This window comes from Geminicoccaceae bacterium (genome assembly GCA_020638465.1).
GTDB lineage: Bacteria > Pseudomonadota > Alphaproteobacteria > Geminicoccales > Geminicoccaceae > JAGREO01.
Genome location: JACKIM010000002.1, coordinates 1,962,106 through 1,980,368, shown reverse-complemented (window position 1 = coordinate 1,980,368; position 18,263 = coordinate 1,962,106). Strand labels below are relative to the sequence as shown.

Genomic DNA, 18,263 nt, shown 5'->3' with positions numbered 1-18,263 from the left:
ATCAGGACATGCGTTCTAGCCGGCCTTGCCCGTTGTCGTTCCATCCGCCGAAACACCCATGCGACGCATGATGATCCATTGCTGGGCGATGGAAAGGAGGTTGTTCCAGGTCCAGTAAATGACGAGGCCGGCCGAAAACGTCGAGAACAGGAAGGTGAACATCACCGGCAGGAACATCATGACCTTCGCCTGGACCGGATCCGCCGGCTGCGGGTTGAGCCGCTGCTGGAGGAACATGGTGATGCCCATCGCCAGTGGCCAGGCACCGATCATCAGGACGTGTGGCGGCGTGAACGGCAGCAGGCCGAACAGATTGAAGACCGTCGTCGGATCGGGAGCCGAAAGGTCGTGGATCCAGCCATAGAATGGCGCATGTCTCATTTCGATGGAAACGAACAGCACCTTGTACAGCGAGAAGAAGACCGGGATCTGCACAAGTATCGGCAGGCATCCGGCCATCGGATTGACCTTCTCCTTCTTGTACAGGGCCATGAGTTCCTGCTGCATCTTCTGCTTGTCATCACCGTAGCGCTCACGCAGCTTCTGCATTTCGGGCTGCAGCTTCTTCATCTGGCTCATGGCCCGGTACGACTTGTTGGCCAGCGGGAAGAACAGCAACTTGACCAGCAGCGTCAGGCAGAGGATGGCAATACCGTAATTGCCGACGAGCCCCTGGAAGAACTTCAGCACATGAAAGATCGGTTTGGTAAGGAAATAGAACCAGCCGAAATCAACGGCGCGATCGAATAACGGAATGTCCAGATTTTCCGAATAGCGGTCCAGCAGGTCGACTTCCTTCGCACCGGCGAAGAAGTGATGCGTCACGCTGACGGTCTCGCCGGGTTGAATGGTCCGCGGCTGCCACAGGTAATCGATCTGATAACGATTCTCGTTGTCCTTCGTCGTCTCGCGGAAATTGGCTGTCAGTTGTTCCTTCTGGTCGGGAATCAGGGCCGCCAGCCAGTATTTGTCGGTAATGCCGGCCCAACCACCGGTCGACGCCTTCTCGATGTCGCCATCTTCAACCATGTCCGAGTAGTTGATCTCGGACAGCGTGTCGTCGAATACGCCTATCGGTCCCTCGTGGAGGATGTAGTAACTGGAGACCGGAGGATTGCCCCATCGGCTGATGAGATCGTAGGGATGAAGCGTCACGGGCTTGTCGGTATTGTTCGTGACCTTCCGCGTTATCTCGAACATGTAGTTGTCGTCGAGAGATATGTTCTTTTCGAACGCGAGGCCCGCTCCATTGTCCCAGCTCAACGACACCGGAGAACCTGTATGCAGGGCACTGTCGCCGCTTTGCCAGATGGTGTGGGCATCCGGCACCCTGATATCGGGACTGTCGGAAACCCAGCCCGACTCCGAGAAATAGGCGTCGGCGGTACCCGCGGGGTTAAGGAGTTCGACCTCGGGAGACCTGGGGTCGATGGTCTCATGGTAATCGGCAAGCGTGATATCGTCGATACGCCCACCCTCAAGGGAGAGGGATCCGTGCAGGCGGCCATTGTCAATGCGGATGTTCGTGCGTCCGGAGATGATCGCGTTGCGGCTTTCGCCCTGGGATCCGGTGACACCGGGAACCGAGATGTTGCCGGATGTTTGCGCGCCGGGCGTCGGCTTGACCGTGCCGCTGTCGGCGGGCTGGGGCTGGCTGGCCTGCTGCTCTTGAGCTTCCTGCAACGCACGCTGCCGCGGCATCTCGTAAAATACCTGGAACAGCAGGATGATGCCGACCGAAATCACGATCGCCAGGATCAGGTTGCGCTGGTCACTCATCGAAGCGAACGGCCTTTCGGGTTAACATGGGACGGACTGCCGGCACCAAGCTTGTTGTCCGGTACGGGATCGTAACCCGACCCTCCCCAGGGATGACAACGCAGGATGCGGCGGATGGCAAGTACAGAGCCCTTGATGGCGCCATGACGGTCGAGCGCTTCGAGCGCGTATTCCGAACATGTCGGAGCAAATCGACAGCGAGGACCTAGCATGGGCGAAATGGCGTAACGATAACAGTATACGAGGAATTTCAGCGGAGCCGATGCAACTTTTCCAGGCCATCTTCGATTGCGCGGGTGATCTGGTCGAAACTGCATGTGAGGACCGGCGGCCGTGCAATCAGCACGAAATCGTGGCCGGCGGATGCAAGGCGCGGAAGAACGAACCGCGCTGCTTCACGCATGCGTCTCTTGGCACGATTGCGAACGACAGCATTCCCCAGTCTCTTGGTTGCGGTGAAACCGACGCCAATCTCGTTATCCCGCTTTTCTTCGGGCGGGGGCGTTCCTGCATGCTTGCGCTCCACGCACTGGAGAACCAAGATCCTGCCTGCGAACTTCCGGCCACGGGCGGCACGAAGAAACTCCGGCCGCTTGCGCATCCGGACAAGTTTGGCGCGGTCGGTCCTCTCATCCGGCGGGTCAACCGGCGTCAGGCGGAGAGCCGCTTGCGGCCGCGGGCACGACGGGCGTTGATCACCTTGCGGCCACCGACGGTAGCCATGCGCGAACGAAATCCATGCCGCCGCTTGCGGACAAGCCGGCTCGGCTGATAGGTCCTTTTCACGAGTTGACCTCACGATATGTTGGAATGACAAGACCTGCGTCGATATATGGACCGGAACGCCCGCTGTCAAATGGCCCGGTATTGTCACCGCAACATGACGGCGTGGGCGCGGCGGGGAAAGGTCCGCCATGCCGCTGAATGGAAACCGTGTCCGCCTCGGCCGCGGTCTCTCGGCGCGTGTGCTGGGTATTGCCGTGAGTTGTGTTCTTCTCGGCGAAGTCCTCATCTACCTGCCGTCGATTGCCCGCTTCTGGCAAACTTATCTCGAAGAACGGATCGCGGCGGCGCATCTGGCGGCACTGGTTCCCTCGGTCATCGATCATGACATCGACATAGGCGTCGTCGACGACCTGCTCATCTATTCGGGAACGGTGACTATCGTGGTCCGCGACCCGGAGTCCCAACTGATGCTGGGTGAACTGCCCGTCGTCGATCGAACCTATTGGCTCAGCGAAACCTCCGCCTTCGATCTTGTGCTGAATGCCTTCGAGACCCTTTATTCACGCGGCAGGCGTTTCATCCGGGTCATCGGTAATGCGCCGATGAAGTCCGGAACGGAGGTGGATATCGTCCTTGCCGATGCACATCTCTATTCGGAGATGGTCGCCTATTCGCGACGTGTCCTGTTCGTGTCGTTGTTGCTGTCGGCGATCGTGGCGTCCCTGCTGTTCGTCAGCCTGCAGCGTGTCATCATCCAGCCTCTGGGGCAGATCGCCCGGCAGCTCACCGAATTTCGGCGGCATCCGGAGGATTCAAGCGTCACGGCCACGCCTCGCGGGAGAAGCGACGAGATCGGTGTCGTGGAGCGTGAATTGATCGAGATGCAGCAGGACCTGCGTCAGGCGCTTGCCGGCAAGGCGCGTCTGGCCGCCCTGGGCGAGGCTGTCAGCCGGATCAATCACGATTTGAGAAATTCCCTGTCGAGTGCACTGCTGGTCTCGGATCGTCTCGAACGCAGCGATGATCCATCGGTGCGGGATGCGACCCCGCGTCTCGTGCGGGCGCTTGAGAGGGCCATCCGGCTTTGCGAGGCCACGCTTTCGCATGCGCGCAACCGGCCCCAGCCGTTGCGGCTGGCGCCGGTACCGCTGGCGGAACTGGTTCGTGAGGTGGTCGCGGATGTTGTCCTTCCCTATCCCGGTATCGAGGTGAATATCGATGTCTCTGCGGGAACGATGCTTCGTGTCGATCGTGACGAGATGCATCGGATGCTGACCAACCTCGTCCGCAATGCCATTCAGGCAATGGCTGATGGCGGGCGCATCGCCGTTCGCGCGGCGATGGCGACGGACGGTGGCTTTCGGAGCCTTGGCGGGCGCGGACACGGCATTGTGATCGCCGTGGAGGACAGCGGTCGTGGGATTTCGGGTCGGATGACCGACCAGCTGTTCGAACCCTTTGCGTCCGGCGGCCAGGGGGCGGGGTTGGGGCTTGCCATCGCCCGCGAGATCGCCCGGCGCCATGGCGGCGATGTGCGCCTTGCATCCACGGGTGCCGAAGGTACATGTTTCGAGATCATCCTGCCGCAGCGTGCTGTCATTCATTTTGAAAAATCCTGACGAGGAGGAAACCGATGATAGCCAAGGCTTCGTTGTACCTGGCAGCCGTTGCCGCCCTGGTCCTTGCCGGTTGCACCTTCGAGGGTCCCAGTCTGGCCGGTGTTCCGGGGCTGCAGATCCGCGTGCTGAACTATTACAGGGACCATGCTGCCGAGGACAACGGTCGGTGCCTTGCTCCGCGGATCCGTGCGATTACCCGGACCGAAGTGCTTGAGCAAGGCGAGGACCGTATCGTGTTGCGGCTCCGTTATGCCTACTACGACAGGGAGTTCGGTGCACAGGACGACCTGGATGTCATGGTCGGTCGCTGCAATGATTTTGCAACTCGCGATTTTACCATCGAGAAGAACGCGAACGGCGTGATGGTTGTAACCGGCATGACGGGCGAGACCCACACCATGAAGAACTGGAGCCGATAGGCGGTCGCTGGATCGTGCCGTGCCGGGATCACGGCTCGGCTGAATGGCGCAGAAGGTTGCTGCGGGCACGTGAAAGCAGGTCGAACTCGGTCGATTTTCCCTGTCTTTCGAATACCATCTGCCGCGCCTGTTCGAGATCGAGGAGGATGTCGCGGATGGCGGCATCCCGAACCATCGACTGTATCCAGGTCACGGCTACCATGCGCACGCCACGCGTGACGGGTTCGACCCTGTGCAGGGTTGTCGAGGGGTAGATGACGGCGTTGCCGGCCGGCAACCGGACCGCTTCCTCCCCGTCCCGTCCGACCGCCACGAGGTCGCCACCGTCGTAGGTATCCGGCTCGGTCAGGAACAGGGTGCACGACAGGTCGGTGCGCATCGGCGGCTGTCCCATGATGGCATCGTCGATATGATTGCCGTAATTCTGCGCATTTGCGTAGCGGGATATGATTGGTGGCATGATGCGCCGGGGCAGTGCCAGCGACCTGAACATCGGATGCCGTTCGAGTGCCTTGACGATCTGATCCTGCACCTGACGCAACGCGGCCGAAGGTGCCGCCTGGTCATTGTCCTTGACCATGCGGGCATGCCAGCCTGCCGTGGCCCGCCCGTCACGGAATTCCAGTTTGGAAAGGATCGAATTGATTGCGGCCATTTCCTCGCTATTGAGGACTCCACCGAGGGTCACGAACATGATGGCTCCTTTACAAGTCAAACCGACAAGGATGGCATAATGAAGAGAAGTCGATTCGTCTGGGTTTCGTTGGCGGCCGCGACTGTTACATTGGCAGGTGCGGCTGACTCAACTGCTGAAACTCGTGTCGATAACAAGAGTAATTCCAATGAAGGCTATGGCGTCAGGTTGCCGGCGCAGTCCTCGCGTATCCTTGTGGCCGATGCGATCGGTGGAGGGGAAGGGGGTGAAGGCGGAGAAGGGGGCGTCGAAGCCGCCGATGCGGCCAGCGATCCGGTCGTCTTCCTGACAGCACTCGATGTGATCGCCGCCCATGTCATTGCCGGGCGCGACATCTACGACGCCGGCAATCGCGAGGTCGGTACCGAGATGTTCGCGCACGCCATCAGCGAGATCTATGTCGAGATCGAATCCGTCCTGGAAGAACTCGGTGCCAGTCCGTTCATGGATCAGCTCGACCGGTTGCTCGAACTCGCAGGTGAGCAACAGCCGAACGCCCGGATCGACGAAGCCGCCGCTGCTGTCATGCAGGCACTTGATGACGCAGCGGGACATGCTCCTGCGAGTGGACATGACGAGATCGGTGTCGAGGCGCGGGTGCTGGCAGAGCTGATTGACCGTGCCGCGCGCCAGTATCGCGTGGCGCAGGCCGATGGCAGCGACGAGGCCTACATTGATGGTTACGGCTTCCTGGCGGCTGCCAGGTTGCGCTTTGCCGGCCAGCGCGAAGCGATCGAGGCGCTCGATCAGCATGCCGCGGCAGCGATCGACAATGGAATTACTGTGCTCGGTCGCGCCTTTCCCTCCGTGGAGAAAGATGGGGCGGCGGTTGTACCTGTCGGGGAACCCCTGGTTGCGGCCTCGCTCGCCGTACTTGCGACCAGTCGCTATTGAGAATGCGGATCAGCCCTCCTTGAGGGCTGACTGACGATAGCGGGTAATACCATCTGTGAGATAGGAAAGGATCGATCGTTCGCCCACCTGCAGTTCGATGTCGACCAGCATGCCCGGCAATACCGCATTGGCGGCGTCGCTGCCGACATGGGCGGTGTTGGTCAGGACCGACACCTGGTAGCTTGGAGCCTGCCCCTTCTCGCTGACGCTGGCATCGGTCGCGATCTGGTCGACCGTCCCCTCCAGCGTTCCATACCGGGCGAAATCGTAGGCTCTTACCTTGATCGTCACGGGCATGCCCTTCCTGATCCTGCTGATGTCCTCGTTGGCGACATCGGCACGGATGACGAGATTATCGTCGACGGGTACCAGTTTCATCAGGGGGGCATTCGCACCCACGGACTGCCCCTCGGCCAGAAGACCGAGTTCCTCGACGATACCATCGACGGGCGCTGTCAGCTCCAGCCCCTCGACAACGCTCGTGCGAGCGGCAGCCTCCTCGCGCAGTCGGTCGCGTTCCGCGGTCGCCCCGGCCAGCTCGGCGCGCAGGTCGCTCTGCCGCTTCCTTTCCAGGCGCTCCAGTTCGGCCTTGCGTTCGGCCACGGCGGCATCCGCGCTGCCGCGGCTGGCATGGGAACGTTCGAGCAATCCGCGTGTTTCCACCAGCTGGCGTTCCACCTCCAGGGCCTTGAGCTTGGGATAGAGCCCGCGCTCCGTGAGTTCCTTGACCGCGGCGAGTTGGCGTTCGAGCAGTTCGAGACCGCTTTTCAACCGTCTGGTATCGGCCTCGATCTCGCGTTCGCCATCGCGTCGTGCCCGGACCGATTCAAGCAGCGAGCGGCGCTCGGAATTGACCGACTCGCGCCGGGCCTCCATGAGTTCCCGCTGCTGGTCCAGCAGGTCGGGGCGACGTTTCGCGAGATCCGCGGGGAAGGCGAGGTCCGTGCCTTCGATCTCGGCCTTGAGCCTGGCAATCTCGGCATCCGCCTGATCCAGCTCGGTTTCCGTGCCACGCTGCTCGCTCAGGGCGATCTCGGGTGCGAAGGTCACCAGTGGATCCCCGGCATGCACGAACGTGCCTTCGGTGACATGCAGCCTGGCGATGCGACCGCCCTGGGAGTGGTTGATGACCTTCACGCGGCCCATGGGCTCGACCTTGCCGGGAGCGTCGATCACTTCATCGACATCGGCCCAGGCCATCCAGCCGATACCCAATCCGACCATCAGGGTAATGCTGCCGATGAGCGCGCTGGCCAGTGGCGAACTTCGCCGCTCCAGACTGGCTCGGGCGGTTGCGGGTACGACCAGCCGATCGTCCTCGTCCATGCGTTCGGTTCCACTCATGTTGCGGCTTCTTCGGGTTCCCGGGTCGTGCGAAAGCGGGCGGCGAGGTCGAGGACTTCCCGGGGGGCACCGGATATGGCGAGGCGGCCCTCGTGGATGAAGAGTACGCGGTCGCAGAGTTCCGCCACCGATCTGCGATGGGTTATGAGAAGCACGGTGCGGCCACGACCGGAGCGCCGGATATTCTCGAGCAGCCGCTTTTCCGAAGCGGCGTCGAGGGCGCTGGTAGCTTCATCGAGGATGATGAGCCGCGGATTGCGGACGATGGCCCGGGCAATCGCGACCAGCTGGCGCTGGCCGATCGAAAGGCCGATGCCGCGTTCGCCCAGCATGGTGTCGTAGCCCTGCGGCATGCCCTGCACGATGTCGTGCAGGCCGACGAACTTGGCGGCGGCGACAATCCGGGCGAAACTGCCGTCATCGGCAGCGATCGCAATATTTTCCGCGATCGTCCCCGAGAAGAGCTGGACTTCCTGTGGCACCATGCCGATCTGGTCGCGATACGCCGTCAATGGGACCTTTGACAGGTCGTGCCCGTCGAGGAAAACCCGTCCTTCCGTGGGAGGTTCGAGACCGGCGATCAGTCGGGCCAGCGTGCTCTTGCCGGATCCGGGAGCACCGATGATCGCAAGCATGGTTCCGGATTCGACCGTGAGATCGAACTGACGGATCGCAAGGGGCCGCTCCGCAGTGTAGCGAAAACTGACATGTTCGAGGCGGATCTGTCCCGTGATCTGGATGGGTGCCGCGGCACGGCGGTCGATCGACGGTTCCCGACTGGTGAACAATTCGTCAAGCCGCCGGAAGCTTTCGCGAACCTGTTGCACCTGGTTCCATGCGAAGAAGATCTGGCGCATGGGCGAGAGGGCACGGGCCGATAGGATGGTGCACGCGACCAGGGCGCCGATGGAGAGTTCTCCGGCCATGATCATCCGCGCGCCAAGGTAGACGATGACGAGGCCGGCGACGTGCTGCAAAGTCTGGGCGGAGCTTGCGACCAGGTTGGCCAGGCTCGAAGCCTTGAACGCGGTCCAGGCGCATTCGACCTGCCGTTCGTCGAAGCGGCGTTGCATCTCGTTTTCGATGCCCAGGGCCTTCACGGTCAACGCCTGGCCGACCATTTCGGCAAGACCCGCCGACTTTCCCGCGACGGCCCGGAAATTCTGGCGCAGCAGCCGGTGCTGGCGCTTGTGGGCGAGTGCCGAAATCAGGACGAAGCCCGGCATCGTGGCGAGGGTCACCATGCCGATCGTGGGGCTGAGGAGGAACAGTGCGGCCAGGAAAAATCCGACGAAGGCGAGATCGACGGTAAGCAGCGGCAGATGACCGGTGAGGAACTGGCGCAATTGGTCAAGTTGCCGAAGCCGTTCCATTGTCATGCCGGATGGCATCCGTTCGATGACGTGCAGGGGCAGCGACAGGATGTGCCTGACCACTTCGGTGGAGATCGCGAGATCGAGCTTTGAGCCGGTGTGGCTCATGACGTGGCCGCGCAGGCCGCGCATCAGCAGTTCGAACGCAAACAGCGAGACCATGCCGATGGTGAGGACGTCGAGCGTCTGCATGGATCCGTGGTTGATGACCTTGTTGTAGATGGTCATCATGAATAACGGTGTGGCGAGTGCCATGAGGTTGATGAATACCGAGGCGGCAATGATCTCGATGAGTGCGGGACGCAGGCGGAGAGCGACCGTGCGCCGCCACAAGCCCTGGTGCCGGTCTTCCTTTTTGCACGGCGTAAAACTGTACAATGTGCTGGATGCGTCGGCCGCAGTGGCGGGTTCGACCTCGTGGATGCTGCCGTTGCTCATGTCCATGACCAGCAGCCTGTCGCCCTTGCGTCCGCGTACCAGCCAGGCATCATCTTCGCTGGCGAGAATGTAGGGGGGCGGTTGGGATTCGAGGCGCGGGACATTCACCATGTGGCGTTGCATCGACAGTCCGACATGATCGGCAAGCCGGTACAATGTTGCTGCATCCGCACCATTCGCGGGTATGGTTGCCGCAGCTCTCAGTTCGCGATCGGATGTTGCCAGATCGAATTCGGCACACAGGGCGATGAAGCTGGACAGCAACGGATCGTTGTCACTGGCCCCGCCGGGTTGGGCAAGGTCGCCTCGCGGAGTCGGCATGGTTGGCTCATCCGGGTCAGATCGTGATGCCGTTTCAAATGGGACTTCCCCCATTAAGATAATGAATTTTGTTTTTCAACTACTTTTAGTTGAATTAAATTGCGTACGATCACTGCCAGCGCGCGTCAGGAAAATCGCCAACACTGTATCCGGATACGACCCGGCAAACGCAGGACCGCAGGGGCACCTCTCGGGTCCTGCCTGTGGTTCAAGATCCGTTCGCATCGATTTAACGATGTATAATTGTAGATGTTTCCAAATTGTCGGAGAGCTATTGTTCAAGGCCCGAATTGACCCGCAGAAAGCTCCGTGTATTCTATTGACATGAAAAAAATAACATCAAGAATTTGAATGTATAGGGGATTGAAAAGATGCTGGTTCATTCGCTTGTTATGAGCCAATACAAGCGCCCTCGCGGTCTCGTGGGATTGATTGTCGCGGGCTCGCTGGCGAGGCGAGCGACCCATGTCGAACGGAATGACTGGACGGTCGATTGTCTGGACCTGCGACCCGGCATGCGGATTCTGGAGATTGGCTGCGGTCCTGGTCTCGGCGTCGAAGCCTGCAGCCGGAAGCTCGAAGGCGGGTCCATCCTCGGGATCGATCATTCCCGCCTGATGGTACGCAAGGCACGTTCCCGCAACCGGGCCGCGATCCGCGACAAGCGGGCGGAGATTCGGCTTTGCACCCTGGACGATGTCGCCGGCAGCGACGGCCCCTTTGATCACATCTATTCCATCAATGCGATTCAGTATCTGGGTTCGCTCAACCGTGTTTTCGAACGCATCCACGCCTTGCTGGCCGATGGCGGACAGGTGGCCAGCACCTATCAGTCGAGGTCGCGTCACCCCACCCGTACCGATGCACTGGACATGGCGGCCCGTATCGAGGCGGCGATGGAAGCCGCCGGTTTTCACCATATGCTCCACCATGAGTTGCTGAGCGCCGAGGTTCCGGCGATTTGTGTCGTCGGGCAGAAGGATCCATCCGTCCCGGAAGTGTCGGGCGGTATCTGACTGGCGAAAGGGCAGGGGGAAGGCTTTCGGAGCCGGAAGGCAGGGCTGAATCGTCGCATGCAGCCCGCAGTCCATGGCGAAATTGTCGGCGGGGACGGGTTTTATCGGGACATGGCAGCACCTTTGTACGGTCGGTGAATGCATCCCGGAGGTGCGATTTTGCATGAAGCGACTGGTGCGAATGCGAGCGCTGGGCTAGCAAATGGATATCGTCCTTAAAGATTATCGGGGAGATGCTACTCATGCTTCGTCGGACGTTGTTGCTCACTGCTGCCGCAGCCACGATTCTCGCCGGTGGATTCGCCGATGCGAACGCTGCCTATCCGGATCATCCGATCACCATTGTCGTGCCATGGGGAGCCGGAGGCGGAACCGACGCGACGGCGCGCATCCTTGCCTCGCTGCTGGAGCCGGAGCTGGGAGTTCCGGTCAACGTCGTCAACCGCACCGGCGGTTCGGGCGTGGTCGGTCACAGTGCCATCGCCACCGCGGAGCCAGACGGTTACACGCTCGGTATCGTGACCGTCGAGATTGGAATGATGCATTGGGCGGGCCTGACCGATCTCACCTACGAGGATTACACGCCCCTGGCGCTGTATAACGAGGACTCGGCCGGCGTGCAGGTCCGTACCGACGCGCCGTGGAGCACGCTTCCGGAGATGCTGGAGGATATCCGTACGAGCGATCCGGGGACCTACAAGGGATCGGGGACGGGACAGGGGGGCATCTGGCATCTCGCTCTCGCCGGTCTGCTGCAGACGGCCGGCATGGAGCCGGACCGGGCGACGTGGGTCCCCTCCGAGGGTGCGGCACCCGGCCTGCAGGATCTTGTCGCAGGCGGTGTCGATGTGGTCACCTGTTCGATTCCCGAAGCCCAGTCCCTGATCGACGCCGGCAGGGTCAAGAGCCTCGCGGTCATGGGTGAGAGCCGGAACCCGAGTTTCCCGGATGTCCCGACCGTGAAGGAAGAGGGCGTCGACTGGCAGTTGGGCGCATGGCGTGGCGTGGCCGGTCCGAAGGGCCTGCCGCAGGAGGTCGTCGACAAGCTCGTGCCGCTGCTGGAGAAGATCCATGGAAGCGACCAGTTCCGCGAATTCATGAACGGCCGGGGCTTCGGCATGGTCTTCAAGGGACCCGATGGTTTCCGCGAGTTCATGGCCAGCAGCAACGAGGCTCTTGGCAACGTGATGACCAAGCTCGGGCTCGCCAAGTAGGCTCGGGCAACCTGTTGTGCTGGCGGTCGAGGGGAGGCGAGTGCCATGAAATTCAATGATGCGATTCTCGGGCTCGTGACCCTTCTGGCTGGGCTCGCCATCGTGCTGGAAGCCAGCACATTTCCCGCAACGCATGGTCAGGCCTACGGGCCTGACCTGTTTCCCACGATCATCGGTACGGGCCTCGCCTTTTCAGGGCTCATGCTCATCGTCAGCGGCTGGAGGGCGCGAGCCGCCACCGGCTGGATCGAGGTCTCGGGGATCAATCGCTCCTACATGCTGGACGCGGCAGCGGTACTGGTCTCCATTCTGGTATTTATACTGCTGGTCGGAAAACTCGGTTTTGTACTTGTCTCCCTTTTGACCACAGGACTCCTGATGGTCCGGTTCCGTCGCGGTGCGTGGCTGTCATCCGTCCTGATCTCGCTGGTCTTTTCACTGGTCTCCGACTGGGTATTCCGGTCGATGCTGCTCGTTCCCCTGCCGCAGGGACATGTCCTGCCATCGATGCCCTGGTGATGCCATGATCGACACACTGCTGGCGGCCATTGCTCTCGTCGCCGATCCCTATGTCCTGTTCGTCATGGTCGCGGCCGGCCTGTTCGGCGTCTTTGTCGGGGCCATGCCGGGCCTGACGGCGACCCTGGCGACCGCGCTTCTGGTGCCGGTTACCTTTTTCATGGATCCGATTCCCGCGCTTGCGGCCATCGTCTCGACGACAGCCATGGCGATCTTTGCCGGCGATCTGCCGGGTGCCCTGATGCGCATTCCCGGCACGCCCGCCTCGGCCGCCTATGTCGACGATGCCCACAAGCTGACCTTGCAGGGCAAGGCCAATGTCGGTCTGGGGACCGGGCTCGTCTGCGCCGTCATCGGCGGAATGGTAGGAGCTACCATACTCGCCTTCACGGCACCGATGCTGGCCGAGATCGCGCTCAGCTTCTCGACGTTCGAATATTTCTGGCTGGCCACGTTCGGACTCACCTGTGCTGCCTTCGTCTCGACCGGCCGGCCGGTCAAGGGGCTGATTTCGTTGTTCCTGGGATTGTTCATCTCGACCATCGGCATCGATATCATGGCCGGCCAGCCGCGTTTTACCATGGGGTCGACCGAACTCATGGGCGGGGTGAGCTTCATTCCCGCCATGATCGGCATGTTTGCCGTCTCCGAGGTCCTGCGCTGGGCACTGGGAACGACCGGCGGACGGGAAAAGGTGTCAACGGTCAGCCAGGCATCCGGGGCGATCTTCGCATCGGGGCTGAAGTCCATCCGCCGCTACAAGGCGGGCCTCGTTCGTGGAAGCCTGATCGGCACGCTGATCGGCATTCTGCCGGGGGCTGGCGCCGACATCGCAGCCTGGGTGACCTACGCGATCTCGAAGAAGGCCAGCCGCGAGCCGGAGCGTTTCGGCAGCGGGCATGTCGAGGGGCTTGTCGATGCGGGGGCCGCCAACAATGCGAGTCTTGGTGGCGCCTGGGTGCCGGCGCTCGTCTTCGGCATACCGGGTGATACGGTCACTGCGATTGTCATCGGCATTCTGTACATGAAGGGAATGAATCCCGGGCCGATGGTGATGATAACCCATCCCGAACTGCTCTACGCCGTGTTCATGACCTTCTTCGTCGCCAATCTCCTGCTGTTGCCGATCGGCTGGCTGGCGATCAAGTTCTATGGGCAGATGCTCAAGGTGCCGCGCGAGGTGCTGATGCCGATCATTCTCATGCTGTGCATGATCGGCGCCTTTGCCATCAACAACACCGTTGCCGGCGTCACGATCATGCTGGTCCTGGGCGTGATCGCCTTTGTCATGGAGGAGAACGGCTTTCCCGTTGCCCCGGCGATCCTCGGTCTTGTCCTGGGTTCGATGATCGAGCGCAATTTCATGCAGAGCATGATCAAGGCCGATGGCAACCTTCTGGCCTTTTTCGAGCGTCCCATTGCTGCCGTCCTTGGAGTCATCACCATCACCATCTGGGTCTTTGTCATCGTCGGTGCCATCCGCAATCGGCATCGGGTGCCGACAGGAGACGATGGAGGTAGTGCCAGCGAGTCGTCGGTTGCCCGCGGCTGACTGAAGCCGGCGTTTTCCCATCCGGATGGGATTGCCATCCGAACGGGAAAGGCTTCTAGCCTGGATCATCGCCGGCGGTGGCGCCGCTGATCAGTTGATAGCCCAGCAGGTCGCGCATGGCTGCCGGGTCGCGGATGAGCGGTTCGACCTTGTAGCGGAGGTCGGCCTCTTCCCGGCGCTGCCGGCGGTAGTCGGCGAGGGCAGCGACCGGGTCGACGAGGTGAAAGCGCAGACGTGTTCCCGGTGCGGCCTGGGCGACGATGGCCAGATCGTCCGGGACGATGGTGCCGATGCGGGGATATCCGCCGATCGTCTGGCATTCAGGCATCAGGACAAAGGGCGAGCCATCGCCGGGGACCTGGATATCGCCTGGCGAGATGATTTCCGAGACGATGTCGAGTTGCCCTTTCACCGCGAAGCGCGGCCCGTCGAATACCAGTCGTACTCCCTGGCGATTGCCACGGGGATCGCGGGTGAATGCCGTATTCACGAAACGGTCGCGTGATTCTTCGTCGAACAGCGCGGTTTGCGGACCTTCGACAAACCGCACCGTTCCACCCGTGAAGCGGGGCCGTGGTTCGAGGCGCTGGCCCACACTTTCGAGATGGGTGTCTTCCCCCGAAGGGATACGGTCGCCTGCGCGAATATTTCTCCCGATGCGTGCCACGCCGTGGGTCGAGCGGCTGCCCAGCACCGGTGGCGTATCGATGCCGCCACCGAGTGAGAGATAGCCGAACAGGCCCGACAGGGGGCCGCCGATGTCCAGCATGTCGCCAGCCTGCAAGCCATGGCTGGCGTGCCAGGCGATGGCCTCGCCATTGAGTCGCGCGCGCATGGGCGCACCTGTGAGCGCTATGCGCATGGCGCCCGTCGCCTCGAAGATGCCGCCGAACCCGGCCATCTCGATGGCGGCGGCATCCGCTGTCTCATGGCCGAGCAGTGCCGCGGCTTCGAGCAGGGCAAGTCTGTCGGCTGCTCCGCCCCGCGACAATCCCACTGCCAGAAAGCCCGGCCGGCCGCCATCCTGGATGCTGACGCCGGGACCCGCCGAATGGACGATCAGCGATGCGTTCACGGCAGGGGTTCCGTCATGGCACCTCCTGAACCATCGCCGGTCGATGCCTCGATCCGCGCCATTTCCTCCGCACTGACGGCCACAAACCGCACCTCGTCGCCAGGCCGCAGCGGGAAGGGGGGATCTTCGGCGGGACGGAAGCAGCGAAACGCGGTACGACCCACCTGCCGCCAGCCCGTGGGCGAGGCAATGGTGAACAACACGAACTGGCGCACCGCGACGACGAGTGCGCCCTCGGGGACCTGCGGCGTCAGGCCGGCCTGACGGGGAATATTCCAGCGTTCGGGAAGGATGCCCAGATAGGGCTGTCCCGGCGCAAAGCCCAGTGCCAGTACGCGCACGTTCTGCCCGGTCAGTTCCTGTACCGCCTGCTCGGCCCTGACACCCGCCAGCGACGCGACTTCTTCCAGTTGTGGACCATGTTCACCGCCGAAGGTCACCGGAATTCGCCAGAGGCGCCGGCCCACCGGCAATTCCGCAGTCATCCAGTCCCGTTCTTCAAGAAGAGACAGCAGGCAATCCGCGATTGTCTCGTAGTCGGTACGAAGCGCATCGAACCGGACAAACACTGAAGTCAGCGAGGTCGAGGTCTCCTCGATGACCTCAAGGTCCTCGGCCTCGATCCGGGCACGAAAGGCGACGGCTGCACGGTTGGCCTCCTCGTCCAGCCGATCGCCGAATGACACCAGCGCACCCGTCAGGCCAAGTCGGGAGATCATGCACCCACCCGGTCATGCTCCGCTCGCTTCCGCATGGGAATCAGGGCCGTTGGTATGGATGAGGCATGCCCTGCGCTCACAAATTGTTGGCGCTGAACGTGTCGCATGCGTTGATGTCACCGGCATCGAGACCCGTTTCGAACCAGCGCACCCGCTGCTCCGAACTGCCATGGGTGAAGCTGTCGGGAACGACATATCCGCGGGCCTGCTTCTGCAGCCGGTCATCGCCGATGGCCGCTGCCGCATCCAGCCCCTCGCGCACGTCGCCCTTTTCGAGGATCTGCCGCTTTTCATGCGCCTGCCGCGCCCAGACACCGGCAAAGCAGTCGGCCTGCAGTTCGAGCATCACCGAATAATGATTGGCATCGGCTTCCGAAGCCTGCGCACGGGCCTGCTGGACCTGTTGCGAGATACCCAGCAGCGTCTGCACATGATGCCCGACTTCATGGGCCACGACATAGGCCTCGGCAAAGTCGCCCGGCGCACCGAAACGGTTCGTCAGGTCGTCGAAGAACGAGAGATCGAGATACACCTTCTGGTCGCCAGGACAATAGAACGGCCCGGTAGCCGCACTGGCCATCCCGCAGGCCGACGCCACCTGTCCGTCGAACAGCACCAAGGTCGGCTCGCGATAGTCGCGGCCCAGCTGGCGGAAGACAGGATTCCATACATCCTCGGTCTCGCCAAGCACGGCGGCGACGAAATCGGCCCGGCTGTCGCCGGCCGAAGGTGTGCCGGTCGGCGCCGACGACTGCTGCTGCACGTAGCCGCTGCCGCCACCACCGCCGAAAATGCCCAGCACGATACTCGGGTCGACGCCGAAGAACATGGCGATGAGCGCCAGGACAATGACGCCGATACCCCCGCGCCCGGCAACCCTGCCAACCCGCAGGCCTCCACTGCCTCCCGCGCCGATACCGCCGCCCATGCCACGGCGATCCTCGATATTGCTGCTTCGTCTGCTACGTCCGAGGCGCACGCTACCCTCCCGCATGCGTATGATCGTGGAGGCATCTTATCGGCCGTATCTCACCATGGCCAGCAGGGAACCGGCCATCGCCGCACCGGTGGCGTATCAACGGGAGCCCCCGTGACAAAAAATGCCCGGGAAGCATGGGCTTCCCGGGCCAGTTGGCTGCAGTCCTGACTGTTCAGACCACAGCGCTTGGGCCAAACTCCGGATAGGCTTCCATCCCGATTTCCGCCTGGTCGATGCCGACGGCTTCATCTTCGGGATGAATGCGGATGCCGACCGTGGCGCGCAGGATGAACCAGATCACCGAAGAGGTGACGAAGATGAACGCGCCGATGGACGCGGCGCCGAGGGCCTGCGTGGCGAAGGTCGTGTCGGGATTGCTGATGGCGACGGCCAGCGTTCCCCAGATCCCGCACACGAGATGGGCCGGGATGGCGCCGACGACATCGTCGATCTTGAGATGGTCGAGGATGGGGACGGTGACGACGACGAGAATGCCGCCAATGCCGCCGACGATGAGCGCAACGGTCAGCGTCGGGGCCAGGGGTTCGGCCGTGATCGCGACCAGGCCGCCGATCGCGCCGTTGAGGGCGAGGGTCAGGTCGATCTTCTTGAACAGCAGCCGGCTTGCCAGCATTGCCGTGAACACGCCGCCACAGGCCGCGACATTGGTGTTGATGAAGATATTGGCGATGGCGATGACATCCGCGCCCGAACCCATGGCGAGCTGGGAACCGCCATTGAAGCCGAACCAGCCGAGCCAGAGGATGAACGTGCCGAGCGTCGCCAGCGGCAGGGAGCTGCCCGGCATGGGATGCGAGCGGCCGTCGCTGGTGAACCGGCCGTGACGTGCTCCAAGGAGCAGGGCGCCGGAGAGGGCTGCCCAGCCGCCGACCGAATGGACCAGTGTCGAGCCGGCGAAGTCCGAGAAGCCGCGCTCGGAGAGCCAGCCGCCGCCCCACTGCCAGGATCCGGTGACGGGATAGAGGATGGCGGTCAGCACGACCGCAAAGATCATGAAGGGCCAGAACTTGATGCGTTCGGCCAGCGTGCCGGAGACGATGGACGCGGCCGTGGCGACGAACACCATCTGGAAGAACCAGTCGGACGCTGCTGCATAGCCGGCACTGAAATCCCCGGCCAGTGCCGCCGTATCATCGGGATACCAGACGGCAAACGTCCCCATGTAGCCACCGTCAACGCCAGTGTACATGAGGTTGTAGCCGATGAGATAGAACGTGATGCCGGACACGGCGAAGAGCGAGACGTTCTTGAGGCACTGCACGCCGACGCTGCGCTTGCGCACGAGACCGGCTTCGAGCATCGCGAAGCCTGCCGCCATGAACATGACGAGAAAGCCGGCGACCAGGAACAGGAAGGTATTGAGGATATAGGCGACTTCGGGTGTGACCCCGGTGGGTGCCGCCGCGGCGACGGCCTCGCCCACATCCTGCGCATTCGCGGCAACGCCCCACAGCAGTGCCGGTATTGCCGCGAGGGGCGGGACCGTCCATCCCTTCAGCCCTGAATAGCGATTACGAATTGGCATGCGTCTCTCCCGCCATTGCCCAAGCGTTGTGAACCA

General features: G+C 62.2%; 18 protein-coding genes. 7 read left to right on the top strand and 11 right to left on the bottom strand.

Annotation, left to right across the window (positions count from 1 at the left end):
• Window positions 1-15: 15 nt before the first annotated feature.
• From yidC to rpmH, 4 genes are read right to left on the bottom strand one after another with little or no spacing between them, the layout of a single operon-like run.
• Window positions 16-1,779, bottom strand: a complete 1,764-nt coding sequence (yidC, locus tag H6851_19540; protein MCB9945806.1) for a membrane protein insertase YidC — start codon at window positions 1,777-1,779, stop codon at window positions 16-18.
• On the bottom strand, window positions 1,776-2,096 hold the full coding sequence (gene yidD / locus H6851_19535) for a membrane protein insertion efficiency factor YidD (GenBank protein MCB9945805.1): 321 nt from the start codon (window positions 2,094-2,096) through the stop codon (window positions 1,776-1,778). Before yidD ends, yidC begins: the two co-directional genes overlap by 4 nt.
• On the bottom strand, window positions 2,030-2,380 hold the full coding sequence (gene rnpA / locus H6851_19530; protein ID MCB9945804.1) for a ribonuclease P protein component: 351 nt from the start codon (window positions 2,378-2,380) through the stop codon (window positions 2,030-2,032). The genes yidD and rnpA overlap by 67 nt, the downstream gene beginning before the upstream one ends.
• A 50-nt stretch (window positions 2,381-2,430) precedes the next feature.
• Window positions 2,431-2,565, bottom strand: a complete 135-nt coding sequence (gene rpmH / locus H6851_19525; GenBank protein ID MCB9945803.1) for a 50S ribosomal protein L34 — start codon at window positions 2,563-2,565, stop codon at window positions 2,431-2,433.
• A gap of 128 nt (window positions 2,566-2,693) precedes the next feature.
• On the opposite strand from rpmH, the gene H6851_19520 reads away from it, so the two are divergent.
• Together H6851_19520 and H6851_19515 are read left to right on the top strand one after the other, a co-directional pair.
• Window positions 2,694-4,124, top strand: a complete 1,431-nt coding sequence (locus H6851_19520; GenBank protein MCB9945802.1) for a HAMP domain-containing histidine kinase — start codon at window positions 2,694-2,696, stop codon at window positions 4,122-4,124.
• A gap of 14 nt (window positions 4,125-4,138) precedes the next feature.
• Entirely contained in the window at window positions 4,139-4,543 is a 405-nt protein-coding gene (locus H6851_19515) for a hypothetical protein (GenBank protein ID MCB9945801.1), read from the top strand.
• A gap of 28 nt (window positions 4,544-4,571) precedes the next feature.
• On the opposite strand, the gene H6851_19510 is transcribed toward H6851_19515, so the two are convergent.
• On the bottom strand, window positions 4,572-5,237 hold the full coding sequence (locus tag H6851_19510) for a Fe2+-dependent dioxygenase (protein ID MCB9945800.1): 666 nt from the start codon (window positions 5,235-5,237) through the stop codon (window positions 4,572-4,574).
• A gap of 39 nt (window positions 5,238-5,276) precedes the next feature.
• Between H6851_19510 and H6851_19505 the strand changes: the two genes are divergently transcribed.
• Window positions 5,277-6,131 carry a hypothetical protein gene (locus tag H6851_19505; GenBank protein MCB9945799.1) on the top strand — a complete coding sequence of 285 codons (855 nt, stop codon included), beginning with the start codon at window positions 5,277-5,279 and terminating at the stop codon, window positions 6,129-6,131.
• 9 nt (window positions 6,132-6,140) lie between these two features.
• Here H6851_19505 and H6851_19500 read toward each other — a convergent pair whose 3' ends face one another.
• Both H6851_19500 and H6851_19495 read right to left on the bottom strand, forming a co-directional pair.
• Window positions 6,141-7,475: an HlyD family type I secretion periplasmic adaptor subunit gene (locus H6851_19500; protein ID MCB9945798.1), complete on the bottom strand. Its 1,335-nt coding sequence runs from the start codon at window positions 7,473-7,475 to the stop codon at window positions 6,141-6,143.
• Window positions 7,472-9,607, bottom strand: coding sequence for a peptidase domain-containing ABC transporter (locus tag H6851_19495; protein MCB9945797.1), 2,136 nt, complete (start codon window positions 9,605-9,607; stop codon window positions 7,472-7,474). The genes H6851_19500 and H6851_19495 overlap by 4 nt, the downstream gene beginning before the upstream one ends.
• Window positions 9,608-9,999: 392 nt before the next feature.
• Here H6851_19495 and H6851_19490 point away from each other — a divergent pair, with 392 nt between their 5' ends.
• The 4 genes from H6851_19490 to H6851_19475 all read left to right on the top strand — a co-directional run bounded on the left by H6851_19490 (window position 10,000) and on the right by H6851_19475 (window position 13,908).
• Window positions 10,000-10,623, top strand: coding sequence for a class I SAM-dependent methyltransferase (locus tag H6851_19490; protein ID MCB9945796.1), 624 nt, complete (start codon window positions 10,000-10,002; stop codon window positions 10,621-10,623).
• 242 nt (window positions 10,624-10,865) lie between these two features.
• On the top strand, window positions 10,866-11,837 hold the full coding sequence (locus H6851_19485) for a tripartite tricarboxylate transporter substrate binding protein (protein MCB9945795.1): 972 nt from the start codon (window positions 10,866-10,868) through the stop codon (window positions 11,835-11,837).
• Between the two features lie 45 nt (window positions 11,838-11,882).
• Window positions 11,883-12,356 (top strand): tripartite tricarboxylate transporter TctB family protein, encoded by a 474-nt coding sequence (locus tag H6851_19480; GenBank protein MCB9945794.1) that lies wholly within the window; start codon window positions 11,883-11,885, stop codon window positions 12,354-12,356.
• 4 nt (window positions 12,357-12,360) lie between these two features.
• Complete coding sequence (locus tag H6851_19475) at window positions 12,361-13,908, top strand: tripartite tricarboxylate transporter permease (GenBank protein ID MCB9945793.1); 1,548 nt, start codon at window positions 12,361-12,363, stop codon at window positions 13,906-13,908.
• Window positions 13,909-13,963: 55 nt separating this feature from the next.
• Here H6851_19475 and H6851_19470 read toward each other — a convergent pair whose 3' ends face one another.
• The 4 genes from H6851_19470 to H6851_19455 all read right to left on the bottom strand — a co-directional run bounded on the left by H6851_19470 (window position 13,964) and on the right by H6851_19455 (window position 18,227).
• Window positions 13,964-14,983, bottom strand: coding sequence for a biotin-dependent carboxyltransferase (locus tag H6851_19470; GenBank protein MCB9945792.1), 1,020 nt, complete (start codon window positions 14,981-14,983; stop codon window positions 13,964-13,966).
• Complete coding sequence (locus tag H6851_19465; protein ID MCB9945791.1) at window positions 14,980-15,702, bottom strand: allophanate hydrolase subunit 1; 723 nt, start codon at window positions 15,700-15,702, stop codon at window positions 14,980-14,982. The genes H6851_19470 and H6851_19465 overlap by 4 nt, the downstream gene beginning before the upstream one ends.
• 76 nt (window positions 15,703-15,778) lie before the next feature.
• On the bottom strand, window positions 15,779-16,681 hold the full coding sequence (locus tag H6851_19460; protein MCB9945790.1) for a neutral zinc metallopeptidase: 903 nt from the start codon (window positions 16,679-16,681) through the stop codon (window positions 15,779-15,781).
• 172 nt (window positions 16,682-16,853) lie between these two features.
• Window positions 16,854-18,227 (bottom strand): ammonium transporter, encoded by a 1,374-nt coding sequence (locus H6851_19455; GenBank protein ID MCB9945789.1) that lies wholly within the window; start codon window positions 18,225-18,227, stop codon window positions 16,854-16,856.
• Between the last annotated feature and the right edge of the window lie 36 nt (window positions 18,228-18,263).